General features: G+C 61.1%; 11 protein-coding genes. All 11 read right to left on the bottom strand.

The window, feature by feature from the left end:
* Positions 1-2: 2 nt before the first annotated feature.
* The 11 genes from AB5K84_RS29620 to AB5K84_RS29670 all read right to left on the bottom strand — a co-directional run bounded on the left by AB5K84_RS29620 (position 3) and on the right by AB5K84_RS29670 (position 12,013).
* Positions 3-911, bottom strand: a complete 909-nt coding sequence (locus AB5K84_RS29620; RefSeq protein WP_011086280.1) for a type II secretion system F family protein — start codon at positions 909-911, stop codon at positions 3-5.
* The gene (locus AB5K84_RS29625) at positions 908-1,840 is read right to left on the bottom strand and encodes a type II secretion system F family protein (protein ID WP_038965953.1); all 933 of its coding nucleotides are present in this window, start codon (positions 1,838-1,840) and stop codon (positions 908-910) included. Before AB5K84_RS29625 ends, AB5K84_RS29620 begins: the two co-directional genes overlap by 4 nt.
* On the bottom strand, positions 1,837-3,213 hold the full coding sequence (locus AB5K84_RS29630) for a CpaF family protein (RefSeq protein ID WP_011086278.1): 1,377 nt from the start codon (positions 3,211-3,213) through the stop codon (positions 1,837-1,839). The genes AB5K84_RS29625 and AB5K84_RS29630 overlap by 4 nt, the downstream gene beginning before the upstream one ends.
* Positions 3,210-4,412: an AAA family ATPase gene (locus AB5K84_RS29635; protein ID WP_038965954.1), complete on the bottom strand. Its 1,203-nt coding sequence runs from the start codon at positions 4,410-4,412 to the stop codon at positions 3,210-3,212. The genes AB5K84_RS29630 and AB5K84_RS29635 overlap by 4 nt, the downstream gene beginning before the upstream one ends.
* Complete coding sequence (cpaB, locus tag AB5K84_RS29640; protein ID WP_038965955.1) at positions 4,412-5,365, bottom strand: Flp pilus assembly protein CpaB; 954 nt, start codon at positions 5,363-5,365, stop codon at positions 4,412-4,414. Before cpaB ends, AB5K84_RS29635 begins: the two co-directional genes overlap by 1 nt.
* 1 nt (position 5,366) lies before the next feature.
* The gene (locus tag AB5K84_RS29645) at positions 5,367-5,873 is read right to left on the bottom strand and encodes an A24 family peptidase (protein WP_038965956.1); all 507 of its coding nucleotides are present in this window, start codon (positions 5,871-5,873) and stop codon (positions 5,367-5,369) included.
* A gap of 103 nt (positions 5,874-5,976) precedes the next feature.
* On the bottom strand, positions 5,977-6,324 hold the full coding sequence (locus tag AB5K84_RS29650) for a hypothetical protein (RefSeq protein WP_011086274.1): 348 nt from the start codon (positions 6,322-6,324) through the stop codon (positions 5,977-5,979).
* Between the two features lie 657 nt (positions 6,325-6,981).
* Positions 6,982-7,452, bottom strand: coding sequence for a hypothetical protein (locus tag AB5K84_RS29655; protein ID WP_011086272.1), 471 nt, complete (start codon positions 7,450-7,452; stop codon positions 6,982-6,984).
* Complete coding sequence (locus tag AB5K84_RS29660) at positions 7,436-8,353, bottom strand: DUF2950 domain-containing protein (protein WP_011086271.1); 918 nt, start codon at positions 8,351-8,353, stop codon at positions 7,436-7,438. Before AB5K84_RS29660 ends, AB5K84_RS29655 begins: the two co-directional genes overlap by 17 nt.
* Positions 8,350-10,005, bottom strand: coding sequence for a DUF3300 domain-containing protein (locus AB5K84_RS29665; protein ID WP_038965969.1), 1,656 nt, complete (start codon positions 10,003-10,005; stop codon positions 8,350-8,352). The genes AB5K84_RS29660 and AB5K84_RS29665 overlap by 4 nt, the downstream gene beginning before the upstream one ends.
* Positions 10,006-10,099: 94 nt before the next feature.
* Complete coding sequence (locus AB5K84_RS29670) at positions 10,100-12,013, bottom strand: sensor histidine kinase (protein ID WP_038965958.1); 1,914 nt, start codon at positions 12,011-12,013, stop codon at positions 10,100-10,102.
* Positions 12,014-12,242 lie beyond the last annotated feature (229 nt).

The following is a 12,242-nucleotide window of genomic DNA, read 5'->3' on the forward strand; positions in this document are numbered from 1 at the left end:
CGCTATTTACCGAAGCTGGCGAACGAACGCACCAGGTGCAGAATGGGACTTCCTCCCAAAACGACGAACATGGCTGGAAGCAGGAACAGCACCATCGGAATGGTCAGCTTGGCGCCTAACTTGTGTGCTCTTTCTTCAAGCTTGGTAATGCGTTCTCGCCGGAGGTCGACAGCGATATTCCGCAGAGCCTGGCCCACCGGCGTTCCGTATTGCAGGCTTTGAGCGACCATGGTGCCGAATCGGCGAAGCCCATCCGATGTAGTTCCTAGTTTATCGAATGCGTCGCTGCGATTTGGCAGTATCCGGAGATCATCAAGAAGGCAGTGTAGGACCCGGGCCATAGGGGGATTGGTCTCGCTCATTTCTTGCGCGACGCGAGCGAGCCCGCTCTCCAGGCCCATTCCCGCTTCGCTGCACACGACCAGCAAATCGATCATATCCGGTGTGCCCACCCGAATGGCAGCATCAAACCGCCGCTTCAGCACCGCCAGTATCAATCGTGGCCCCAAGATTCCGACCATCACGCCCATGAGTGTGAAGACCAGTACATCCGTCATTGACTTCGCGAAAAGCTGAGCGACACACCCGGCGATGATTGGGCATAGGAACATGGCGACGGCTTTGACACCGATCCAGGTCGGCAACGCTCGACGATGATTAAAACCTGATGATTGAAGGATCGTTCGTAGTTGATCCAGATTCTCCTCAGCGTAGAAACGGCGATACCGCGTGCCGAGCCATGAAAACCAACCGGTCACGTCTTGGAAGGGTGTTGCCCCGCCAGCACCGCCCATCACTGCGTTTGCCACCCGTGCATCCACAGTACGAATGTGTATCTCGCGGATAATCAACAGGCTGGTCGCACTCCCCGCTGCCACTGCGAGGGCCACCAGACCGAGACCAAAAGTCATAGTTGTGTTTCCCTTCTGACCATCCAGCTTATCACCAAGGCTCCGACAAGCACCGAGGCTACCGCGTAAGCGAGCAGCTTGTTTCCAACCGGATCGGTGAACAAGAGATCAACTGTTTGTGGATTGGACGCGTAGAGTACCCCGCCTCCAATCAAGGGCGAGATTGTCAGCGCTCGCGAGGAAAAGATCACCTCTCCCGCCAGCGCCTTGGCGCGAGCAGCTAGCGCAACACGCTGCCTCACAGTGTCGCCCAGGTTCTGCAAGGTTTCGGCCAAGCTGCCACCTGACTTCAACTGGACTGCAAGTGTCACCGCAAACATCGCATACTCGGCCACTTGCGTTCGGCGATAGACACCTTCGACAGCTTCCGCTGGAGGTCTCCCCAGATTCACCTCGTTGCATACGATGGCAAACTGCCCAGCTGTTGGTTGCGGCATTTCGCGCGCGAGGGCGCGGAATGCTTCGTGCACAGGCAAACCCGATCGAACCGTACTCGTCACCAGCTGGATCGCATCAGGCAGCTGTCGAAAAAGCTGAAGGGCGACGCGACGTTGCTGCCATCCAAACAGCCCTCGCATCACGCTGATGGCTGCGATTGCAGCGGCAATTCCCCCGTAGAGAATGGAATATCCAAGCTGGCTAATCGCATAGAGGGTTGCTGCCCCTGCGAACGCACCGGCAACCAACACATAGGCCGGATGCCAAATGTTCGGTATCTCGGGACTGTAATTGACCAGCCGATGAAGGAACAGAGTCTGGGATCCGGTCTCCGTGCGGCGAATGGACAGCAGGTTGGCTGGATGTGAGGCTGGCAGCGCAACCGCCAGCCGGCGATCGATGCGCCTTTCCCGAGCGTCGAGCCACAACGCAGTGGCTGCTGCGCACATCGCGAGCGCCAGAACAGTGACGATCACGGACTCCGGCATCATATTTGCCTCATCGCCTCGGCCCAAGCTCCATCCAGCCCGTAATAGACAAGACGGCTTTTGAATTTCGGGGTTGCAAGGTTGCACCTGTAGGTGCCCGATAACCGCCCATGCACATCCTCATCCTGGTACTCGAAGGCTGCGATGTCATTGGTGGTGATCACGTCCCCCTCCAGCCCGATTACCTCGCTGATCTGAATGATACGGCGCTGTCCGTCCCGCATGCGTTCGACCTGCACAATGAGATCCAGCGCCGCGACGATCTGAGTTCGAATGGCGCGCGACGGTAGATTAACCTGCCCCATCTGCACCATGTTCTCGATGCGGGTCAGGGCATCACGGGTGCTGTTGGCATGCACCGTGGAGATGGAACCATCATGGCCGGTGTTCATCGCCTGCAGCATGTCAAATGCTTCCGCGCCGCGCACCTCGCCCACGACGATCCGGTCAGGACGCATGCGCAGCGCATTCCACAAGAGATCGCGCTGTGTCACCTGCCCTGTGCCTTCGAGACTGGGAGGCCGGGTCTCCAGGCTGACCACGTGCGGCTGCTGAAGCTGCAATTCTGCCGCATCCTCGATCGTGACAATGCGTTCGCTGTGATCGATGTACTGACTCATCGCATTCAAGAGCGTCGTCTTACCGGATCCGGTGCCGCCGGAGACCAGAACGTTGAGCCGAGACCGGGCGGCGACCTCCAGCAATTGTCCGATGGCCGCGGTCATTGAGCCGTTTTCGATCAATCCGGCCATATCCAAACGAAGGCTTGGAAATTTTCGGATGGAGATGCACGGACTATGAATCGCCAGCGGCGGGAGGATGATGTTGACGCGGCTTCCATCCAGCAGGCGACAATCCACCATCGGGCTGGATTCGTCGACGCGCCGACCAACCTGCGCGGCAATCTTCTGAGCGACGGAGGCGATGTGATCATTGTCGCGGAATCGCACCGCAATTCGTTCCAGCCTGCCGCTTCGCTCCACGTAGACGTTGCTCGGACCGTTCACCATGATATCGTTGATTGATTGATCGAGCAGAAGCGGACGCAGCGGCCCATAGCCGGTCATGTCGTCCGCAATCTCGTCCGCTAGCTGAATCTGCTCGCGACCCGACAGTTCAAGTCGTTCCTCGTTGGCGATTCCATGAATGATTTCCTCGATCTGCCGCCGAAGGACATCCCGCGAAACCGTTGCGGCAACCGACGGATCAATCTGCTCGATGACTCGCTCGCGAAGCGAGGCTGGCATCAAGGGCCGGTGAGTCGAAGGCGCTTGCCTGGGCGCAGATGCAGGCAAGCTCGGCGTCGACGCAGGCAATGGCGTCACTGCAGGCAAAGGAGCTGGCGTATCGTCGTCGCGCCTACCGAAGGTCTTCATAGTCCCAGAAGCCTCCTCAACCGTCCCTTCCGCTCGGCGCCGAGCCCCGTGATCTCCCTTACAATCGGGGCGAGGTGACGCCGCAGTGCTGATACGTGCTTGAGCGCGGGAATTCCGAGATTGACCGCCTGAGTCATCCCCTTCCCGAGATCGGGTACCACCATGTCTGGTTCTGCCCCCAAGGCCTTGACAATCGCGGCTCTGGGGAGGCCGCCGGGGCGATCGGCACGGTTAAGCAAAGTGAAGACCCGATCCTTGCCGGCGATGTTGGTGACAGCGGCGCGCAGTGCATGCGCGTTGCGAAGTCCGGTCACCTCGGCTTCCAGTAGCACCAGCACGTGACGAGAAAGAGTGATCACCGGATGGATGGATGGCGGAAATGGGACCGGTACATCGACGACGATGTAATTGAACCGTTGGCGGAGCAGACCGAGCACGTGCCTCACGCCCGCTTCGGTGATGTCGAGCTGCGCATCCAGCTCCTCATCAGCGGAAATCAGGCAAACCCGCTCGTTGACCTCAATTGCCGCGCGCTCGAGGAACAACGTGTCCGCCCGCATCGGGTTCTCCAAGGCGATACGGAGCCCTGGCCCAGGCCGTACACCCAACATCACGGCTGTTTCGCCGGCTTGTAGGTGAAGGTCGAGCAGCGCGACCTTGGCCTTGGTGGTCTCGGCAAGCTGCAGGGCGAGGTTGATGGCGATACTCGTCGCTCCGGCGCCGCCCTGCGCCCCGCAGATCGAGATCACATGCCCGCCACGATCAGGCTGACTATGGGCCACATCGCCAAGCAGCTTTGGGCGCAGCTGGTCCAGTACCATATCCCGCGTAATCGGCTTCGGCAGATACTCGGTCAGGCCGAGTTCCATGAGCTCGCGATAGAATGTGATCTCCCTGCTCTCACCGATCAGAACCACCCGGACGTCGGGTGGACAGACGCCGGCCAGCCTTTCCAGCTCGGCAAATGGGTCATCGATGCCGCTGATGTCCGTCACCAACGCGGATATATCCGTGTCGGTTTCGAGCATCCGTATGGCGTTACGGATCGTGCCACGCCTGATCGATATGTTGCTGCCTTCGAGGCCCTTGCGCAGAGCCGCAGCACTAAGCTCGTCATTTACAAAACAGACGATCCGGTTGCGAGCTAGAACAGATGTAGCTTCTTCAGGCGAACTGACGACTGCAATGTTAACGCTCATCAACGTTTCTCCAGCAACTTGCCTGCCTGCACCACCATCGTCGCACCCCGGTGGGAAACTTCCGACCCATCGCAGTTGACCATAGCGTCCCCGTCGCCTGAGTCCTTCCTGACTGAGTATTGCTTGACCTGACCGCCAGTATGAATGACTACCGCAGCAGTCCGGCCGGCAACTGCATTCTGGCGAGCAATTTCCGGCGACACATCGCAGCTGGACATGGCGCCAGTGTCCGCCGTATCCCACTGCTCGACTGCTGCCCGTACGGCCAGCGAGATCGTTCCGATCTGCTTTGCGACTGTGATCTTCTTGACCTGGTCTGGCGCAAGCTCCAACGACACTGTTTGCGCTTGCTTGCCGGCCAAAGAGCTAACGGTTCGCCCGCCTTGCACAATCTCCTGGTCAATCGCAATGACTCGAACGTTGCCCAGAACGACTTCGCTCAGGGCCCGACGCGCGGGGTCTGCCTTCTCGAACACCTGGGTCAACAAGACATCGACATGATCACCGGGCCTGATCAGCCCCGAGACGCCCGACTCCTCGTCAACCTTGATGCTGATTGCCCGGCTGTCCGGGGCCAAGACGCTGGCCAGGAAACCGCGATCTCGCGGCCGCAGCACGTCCTGCAGGGTAATTGGACTGCCGGCCTCGACGAATTTGCGAACCAGAGAGCCGGTAAGTCCGGCCTTCGCGTCGGGCGTTTCGAGAATCGCCCCGGCTGGAAGACGTTCAGGCAGCGCCGACCGCACAGCGAAATCTTCATCGCGGGCCAATGTACCTCTCGATAGCGGACGTGCCGCAACAAAGTACCCGACAGTCGAAGGAGGCGCCGGCCCCTGCTCCGTGACCGCTACCGGAACCTGTTTCGGCAGGTTCATGTTGTAGGCAATAAGCCCGAACGCGGCGGTTGCCAGCAACAGAACTATGATGATCGAGAGACGCAACGCGGATGACATGTCAAAGTCCTCGACTGAAAATGGTCCAAATGCCACCGCATGCTACGGCCACCCCGTAAGGCAGCGGTGCGTGTCGCAAGTGTCGCCACCGCTCGACCGCGTAGACGCGGCGCATGAGCGACGAGCCGGCGGGCGCGAGCCTGGGATATGGCAGGAGGCGCATCAGCAGATGCACCAGGGCGAGAATGCCGCCAGCCAATGCGGTAACGGTCAGCAACTGAATTACGCCCGTCAGCGGAAAGCCGATCGCCAACGCAGTCAGCAACTTGACGTCGCCGCCGCCAATTCCACCGCGCGTGTATAGGACAAACAGCAGCAGAAAGAGGATCGCGGCGGCTATCAGCGACTCGGCAATTTGGATCGCGTTGGGCAATTGAGTGACGATCCCGAGGAACGCCAGCACCAGACAAATTTCGTTTCGGATCAAGCGCGTCGCGACATCGATCGTTGCGACATAGAGCAACAATAGGATTTGCAGAAGCGAGGCTGTGGGAGCAATCCAATTCATCAAATGCACGCCTCAAAGAAGCGGAAGGCAAATTTGTTGGGGAGCACTCTTGCAGGAGGGGGGGCAGCCTGGATTGCCCCCCTCTGGCGTCAAAATGGCTGTATCAACCAGCGATGGCCGTAGCGAAAGCAGTGGTGATAGCGGTGATCCCGGTAGTCAGCGCTGCGCCGATCTGGCCACCAGCTCCACCACCGAACACAGCACCGACTGCGCCAACGATACAAACTGCGACGATAATGTACTCGAACGACACCACGCCGTCCTGGTCCGTGCGCAGACGCTTCAACGCTTCTCTCGTCTCAATATAGTACGTCAACATAGGAGGATCCCTTCCTTGGAGATGACAGACTTCGGAATGTTCGTTGGCGAAAAACCCCTGCGCCAACTGGATTCTTTTATAATGTTCGCTCGGAGGGTTTCGCGTGCTCCATAGAGGGGTGATGCGGAGCATAAGGGGTACTCCTCGCTCGATTAACCATTTCGCCGAGCGGCCGGCGTTCGGTCGACGCGCGACAACGCGCTGGCGCTTGCCGATCGCTCAGCCATCGTGGGCATGACGATGCACGGCGTTGTCGATCGCAGAAAGAGCGTTGAGGAGTTGAACGCAATCGCGGACTGAGGGCGCTATTCAGCCGCCAATGTCGGTGCGCTCTGTTCTACCGATCGGCCGAATCCAGCCATTCCCGACCTTGAATAGCGGACAGCACCGAGATGACCAATCGCCGGCACTTCACACGAAGCACGGACAGCAGCTAGCGTACGCATTGGCGGACGTAATAGCCGTTGACCCGTATCCACTGGCAGGGGCTTGGCCGAGGCTCCTTGATGATTGTGTAGCCGTGGTAGTCGATGTTGGTTGGTGCGGTCAGGCCACGCCAGAATACTGCATTCGCGCTGGACGAGCTCAGGGTCATCGCTGCCCAGAGACAGGCCAGGGCGACACAGAATGGAAAGAGTGTTCGCATCAGCGTCTTCCGGTTTGGAATTGATTACCGTAGCTCGCTTATCCTGACTGCTCCCAAAGACGCTCGCAAGTCCGATCGCGACATGACGCGAGATGTGATCCGGTCTTGCGCAGGACCGGCGGCAGCACCATTTCAAAACCGCCTCATCTCATCGTAATCGTGATTGCGCTGAGATTGGCGGCGAATTCCATGCCCGCCTTGGGACCTTGCAGCACGATCGTGACGCCCTTTTCGTTGCGCAGGTGAGCGCCGTTGATGCCGCCGACGAGGGCGGCTCCGCCGCCGACGGAGGTGTAGGTGCCGGCGAAATCGCGCACCTCTCTGATGCCTGACGCCCGCCCCGCCAGTCGCCCGACGGTTGCGCCGGCGGTGATGCCGAAGCTCAGGCCCGACACCCTGAAGGGATAGACGCGCCCTCGATAGGTCAGTACCCCGCTGCCGGCGCCACCGCCAATCAGCAATCCCGCCTTCGCGATTTTGACCTCGACGTGACCACTAGCTTGCGCATGTGACGGCGTGGCGGGAATGATGAACGCGAGCAACGCGATTGCTGCCAGGTACCGGGCAATCCAACGCAGCCACGCTCGCCTGCTGCTCTCAGGGTTTTGCGGCATCGACCTTCTTCCAGGTCTGGTCCGGATCGAACAGCGTCGTGCGCTGGGCGATAGATTCGGTGCGCTCTCCCAAGTCCTTCTGGTAGACGGTACCAGCGTGATTGACCAGGAAGGTCATGACGCCGGAATTGCCGTATTCGGCTGGCCAGGCGATCAGGGCGAAGCCACCGATCATCTTGCCCTTGACGACGTAGTTGAGAGCACCGCCGGGCGCATCCGCCCCTTGCCCCTTCAGGATACGGAAATAGTATCCATGATATGGGCTCGGCTCTGCACTTCCGGCCTTATAGCCTTCGGCCGAGGCTTCCGCCGCCAGTGCACCGAGTGGGCTCGGGTCGCTATCGTCGCGCCAGAACAGGCCGTCCTTCTTGCCCGGGCTGCTGACGATGCGTTGCGCGTAGACGCCCACGCCCTCGCCGCGATCCTTGTCGGCATATTCATTCTGGGCATCGACATAGGCGAGCGCAGTCTGGATCGCGTCGAGCTCGTTGCGGCCGATGCGACGATAGAGAACCTCGATCCGTCCCTCGGCCGTGTCGAATTCCCAGCCGCTCTTTGCATTGACGAGTGGAATTGGGAACGGGAAGTCGTCCGGCCCCAGCATCAGCGTGGCCTTCTTGTTGCCTTCCGCCTTGATCGAATGCTTGGCATCATACATCGACGTGAAGCGCTGGCGTATGTCTGCATCGGCGACCTCGTCGCCGGACGAGACGATGTCGTCAGCAGCCCTGCCGAGCACCTTGAGAATATCGGCCGGACCTCCCTTGACCGCAGAGGCAAGCGCTGCCGCTGCATCCTCGGGCGTAGAAAAGGATTGCTGCGCGGGCGCCGTCGAACTCAGCAGTACCAGCGCCATGATGCCTGGCAACGCCGCGCGATGAAGTGACTTCAGAACATTCATGGCGCGACCTCCGCAGGGATCCTCGCACCACGGGCGAGCCAATCGCTGTAGGTTCGGAATTTCAATCCGAGCTTGTCGTAGTGGACAAGCAGATAACCGTCGTTGCCGCGGGTCACCGCCTCCGGCTTCACGCGTTCGACCTCCTGCGCCATGACACCGACATAGGCCTTGTGGCTGCCGAGATAGCTGAAGCGGTAATAGCCGAGGCCGTTGGCGAGATAGCCGAGCAAGACGACATCGTGCTTCAGCGCAATGTCGGAGCGCCGGCCGCCGCCGCCTCCCCGTCCGCCGCCGCCTCCTCGGAAGCCGCCTCCGGCAGACATGCCGCCACCGCCACGCCCGGCGAAGCTCGCCCCACCGCCACCGCGGGGCATGCTCGCCATACTCGACCGCCCGCGGGCGGAGGCCGCTGCAGCCGCCCGGCCAGAGGAAACGTTCATGGCACCGCCGCGGCTACCTCCACCACCGCGATTGGCAGACGCTGCGCGGTTGCCGGCACCAGCGCCGCCGCGGTTGGCGGCCTTGGCGCGGTCACCACCGCCCTTGGCTCGATCGCCTCCGCCCTTCGCACTCCCCTTGGCGCGGTCCGCAGCGCCGGCGCGATCGCCGCCACCGGGCCGGTCCCGCGTACCCGCGCGGTCGCCGGTGCGGTCACCCGCTCGATCTCCTGCACGATCAGCGGCACCGGCGCCCGGACGATCCTTGAGTACCTGCTGGCCGTCGCGGCCGCGAAAATCCATCCGGTCCGCGGCGCCCGCCTTCAGATTGTTGTTGCCAAAACGCTGCTGAACATTGGTGTTGTTGTAACGCACGCCCTGGCGGTGCGCCGGATTGTGCTGCCAGCCATTTCCGATGTTGGTGGTCCGGTGATTGACATAGACGTTGCGGTTGCCCCAGTTGCAGCCGCCGCCCCAGTAATTGCCCCAGCGTCCGATCGCCCAGGCGGTCCCAAAAGCGAGCCCCCCCGCGATCACGCCTGCGCCGATATAGGACGGATACCCGAAGTAATAAGGTGGGTAGTCCGCGTAGGGCCAGGCCCCGTAAACGGTGGCCGGCTCGTAGTACGGCACGTACATCGTTCCCGGCTCGGCCGGCTCGATGACGACCACCTGCTTGTTTTCCTGCGTCTGAACACTGACCTTCTGCTGTTTGGTCGTAACGAGCTTCTTGTTGTCATAGGCCTTGGTGCGCAATCGCTGGATCGCATCCATCACGTCCGGCTGCTGCGCGAGCACGGCATCACCCAGGCTCTTGGTCCAATCGAGCTTGTCACTCATCATCGTCAGAACGTCCGCCGTGCTGGCGAGCGCCTTGACGCTGTCGTCCCAGGCCTGCTTCTCGACCTCGGTCTTGAGCGCATCGCCCTTCAGCGACTTGTGTTCCTTGAGCCAGCGATCGGCCTGCACCACTTCCAGCGGATAGGTCGACGCGGCCAGCACATTGGCCAGCAGCTCGTCAGGATAGAGCGCGATCGGCGCCACCAGTGCTTCGAGCTGCTCGGGCTTCAGGAGCTCGGCGCTTGGCGGAGCCTGGCTTGCCGCTTGCGGCTGAGCGGTTGGAGCAGCAGGTTTGTCGGCCGTCTGCGCCGAGGCGACGGACGGGATGGCCATCAACAGCGCAAGCGCGATCACGGTCCTGGCACAGCGAAGCATCACATCCTCCATCGGAGTCACAATTTGGAGGATCGGTCCGCGGCCCGACCGTTCTTTGACAAAGATCAAGGGAAATGGCTGCGTCTCGGCTGCGCTAATCGTGCTGCTGCAACGCGAAAGCCTGGCGCGCGATCGGGAGCTTGATCTTGAACAGCGTCCCGCCGGAGGGCGCGTTCGCGGCGGAAATCGTGCCGTGGTGCGCCTCGACGATGGTGCGGGCTATGGCCAGGCCCATGCCCATGCCCTGCGGCTTGGTGGTGAAAAATGGATTGAAAATGCTCTTGAGATCATCCGTCGCAATGCCGGCGCCGGTGTCGCCAACCCGGATCTCCGCCCAAGCACCGGAAACGTTCGTCGTTACGTTGATTTCGCGTTTGCCTGTCTGAATTTCGGACATCGCGTCCAAGGCGTTGACAACGAGATTGAGAACAACCTGTTGCAGGTGAATCGGATCGCCCCGGACACGAAGTTCGGCCGTCGCCGGAAGGTAGTTCAACACGACGCCGCGTCCCTTGGCCACATCTGCGACGAACCCGATGACATCCCGCACGGTATTGTTTAGTTCAATGTCTCGAATTTCAAAGGGCGTTTTTTTCAGCATGCTGCGCAGCCGTCGAATCACTTCGCTTGCCCGCTGATCGTCGCGCCTGATGTCGGCCAGGATGGCTCTGAGTTCATCGAGGTTCGGCGAGGCGCTCTTCAGCATGAGCTCCGCCGTCTCGGCGTTGGTCAGGATCGAGCCGAGCGGCTGGTTCAGCTCGTGCGCGATGGAGGTCGTCATCTCCCCGGCGGCCGCATAGCGGCTGAGATGCGCGAGCTCCGCCAGGCGCTGCCGCGACTCGACGTCCGCCAGACGGCGCCGGCGACGTTCGTGGAGTAGCCCGCTGATCAGCCCGGCCTGGACTAGGAACGCTGCTGCGATCATTGCCATTTGCCAACGATATCTTTCCCAGAGCCCCCGCTCGCGAAATAGAACCTCGCTTCCCGTCGGCAAATCGCTCTCGCTGATGCCCCAACGCTGCATCTCGCGCCAGTCGTATCTCGGCGCGGCAAATCCGATCGGTTCGATCTTGATGTCGCCCGGCTTTTCGCCCGCGAAGATGCGAAGCGCCGCGCTGACAGTCTCCTTGCTGGACTCGGATATCGAGTGCATCGGGCCGCCGACGGTCTCGCGGCCAAAAAATGCTTCCTGATAGGAGAAGATCGGCCCGTTGGCGACCGCGTGCAGCCGGCGCAATGCTAGATCACCTTCGTGGGCGACGCCGACACCATCGACCGACATCAGTTGCCAGAACAGCACCGTATGTGGAGGCAGCGTGGAGGCGCGCTTCAATATCTCCTCAAACGACAGGTCTGCGTACCAGATTAATTCGAACCGGTCCTCGAAGGGCTTAGCCTCCCGTTTGACTTCGTCGAGCCAGAACTTCTCCAGCGGCGAGGCGCCAATGACGACGGCAACGGTCCGGGTTTCCGGCAACACCTGAAGAATGCTGCCGAAGAATGCTGTGAAGTCGTTGCGAACCGGAATGACGACATCGTTTTGGGTCAGTGCCCCCCGGTTCACCAGCCGCTGCTCGACCGCCGTCATCACCAGCGGTGTATCCGGGAAGAGCTGCTCGCGATATTTCTGAACGAACCGCGCCGCCGGCGCTCCGAGGCTCATCACGAGGTCGGGCGGACTGGCCCGGTAAAGCGAGCGCAGATAATCGACGAACGGCGCCTCCGGTCCGGGACTGTTGAACCGCGCTGAGAGAAGCGTGTGCTCTTGGATGTCCAGCGCAAACGAGGATTGCTGTTCGAACTCGGCCTTGATGCTCCGGGCATATTCGCTCCAAGGACGAAAATCCCGGCCGAAGGAATGGAGCAGCAGGAGCCGTTTTGGCTCGTTGCGATCGGCGGCAAGGGCCGCCGGCACCATTGCGCCCCAGACCAGCAAACACAGACTGAGACGTGCAACGATGATCGGCCAGCTTGACTTGATCGGGGCCATAGCGATGCGCCCGCTCATGCTTTCTCCACGAGAGTAACCGCCTCCCGGCCACACTCTAGCGCAAATCGTGCAGGCGCCAATCTTCCTCGCGCCATCGCATCAGCAGCGCGTTGTGACCCGGGCGTAGGCGTCCACGACCTGCACGCAGGACGAGCCATAATAGGCTCCCGCCGCACCCGCCGCTGCGCCAACAGCCACCGCCAGTCGGGTCGTTCGACGGGCCACCCCGGCATAGCTCATGGGGGTC

It is taken from the genome of Bradyrhizobium sp. 1200_D9_N1_1, assembly GCF_052075915.1.
Taxonomy (GTDB): domain Bacteria; phylum Pseudomonadota; class Alphaproteobacteria; order Rhizobiales; family Xanthobacteraceae; genus Bradyrhizobium; species Bradyrhizobium diazoefficiens.

What these genes read in the sequence shown, in the direction of transcription:
- AB5K84_RS29620 (WP_011086280.1), bottom strand. Translation starts at nt 911, where the DNA reads ATGACTTTTGGTCTCGGTCTGGTGGCCCTCGCAGTGGCAGCGGGGAGT.
- AB5K84_RS29625 (WP_038965953.1), bottom strand. Translation starts at nt 1,840, where the DNA reads ATGATGCCGGAGTCCGTGATCGTCACTGTTCTGGCGCTCGCGATGTGC.
- AB5K84_RS29630 (WP_011086278.1), bottom strand. Translation starts at nt 3,213, where the DNA reads ATGAAGACCTTCGGTAGGCGCGACGACGATACGCCAGCTCCTTTGCCT.
- AB5K84_RS29635 (WP_038965954.1), bottom strand. Translation starts at nt 4,412, where the DNA reads ATGAGCGTTAACATTGCAGTCGTCAGTTCGCCTGAAGAAGCTACATCT.
- cpaB (WP_038965955.1), bottom strand. Translation starts at nt 5,365, where the DNA reads ATGTCATCCGCGTTGCGTCTCTCGATCATCATAGTTCTGTTGCTGGCA.
- AB5K84_RS29645 (WP_038965956.1), bottom strand. Translation starts at nt 5,873, where the DNA reads ATGAATTGGATTGCTCCCACAGCCTCGCTTCTGCAAATCCTATTGTTG.
- AB5K84_RS29650 (WP_011086274.1), bottom strand. Translation starts at nt 6,324, where the DNA reads ATGCTCCGCATCACCCCTCTATGGAGCACGCGAAACCCTCCGAGCGAA.
- AB5K84_RS29655 (WP_011086272.1), bottom strand. Translation starts at nt 7,452, where the DNA reads ATGCCGCAAAACCCTGAGAGCAGCAGGCGAGCGTGGCTGCGTTGGATT.
- AB5K84_RS29660 (WP_011086271.1), bottom strand. Translation starts at nt 8,353, where the DNA reads ATGAATGTTCTGAAGTCACTTCATCGCGCGGCGTTGCCAGGCATCATG.
- AB5K84_RS29665 (WP_038965969.1), bottom strand. Translation starts at nt 10,005, where the DNA reads ATGCTTCGCTGTGCCAGGACCGTGATCGCGCTTGCGCTGTTGATGGCC.
- AB5K84_RS29670 (WP_038965958.1), bottom strand. Translation starts at nt 12,013, where the DNA reads ATGAGCGGGCGCATCGCTATGGCCCCGATCAAGTCAAGCTGGCCGATC.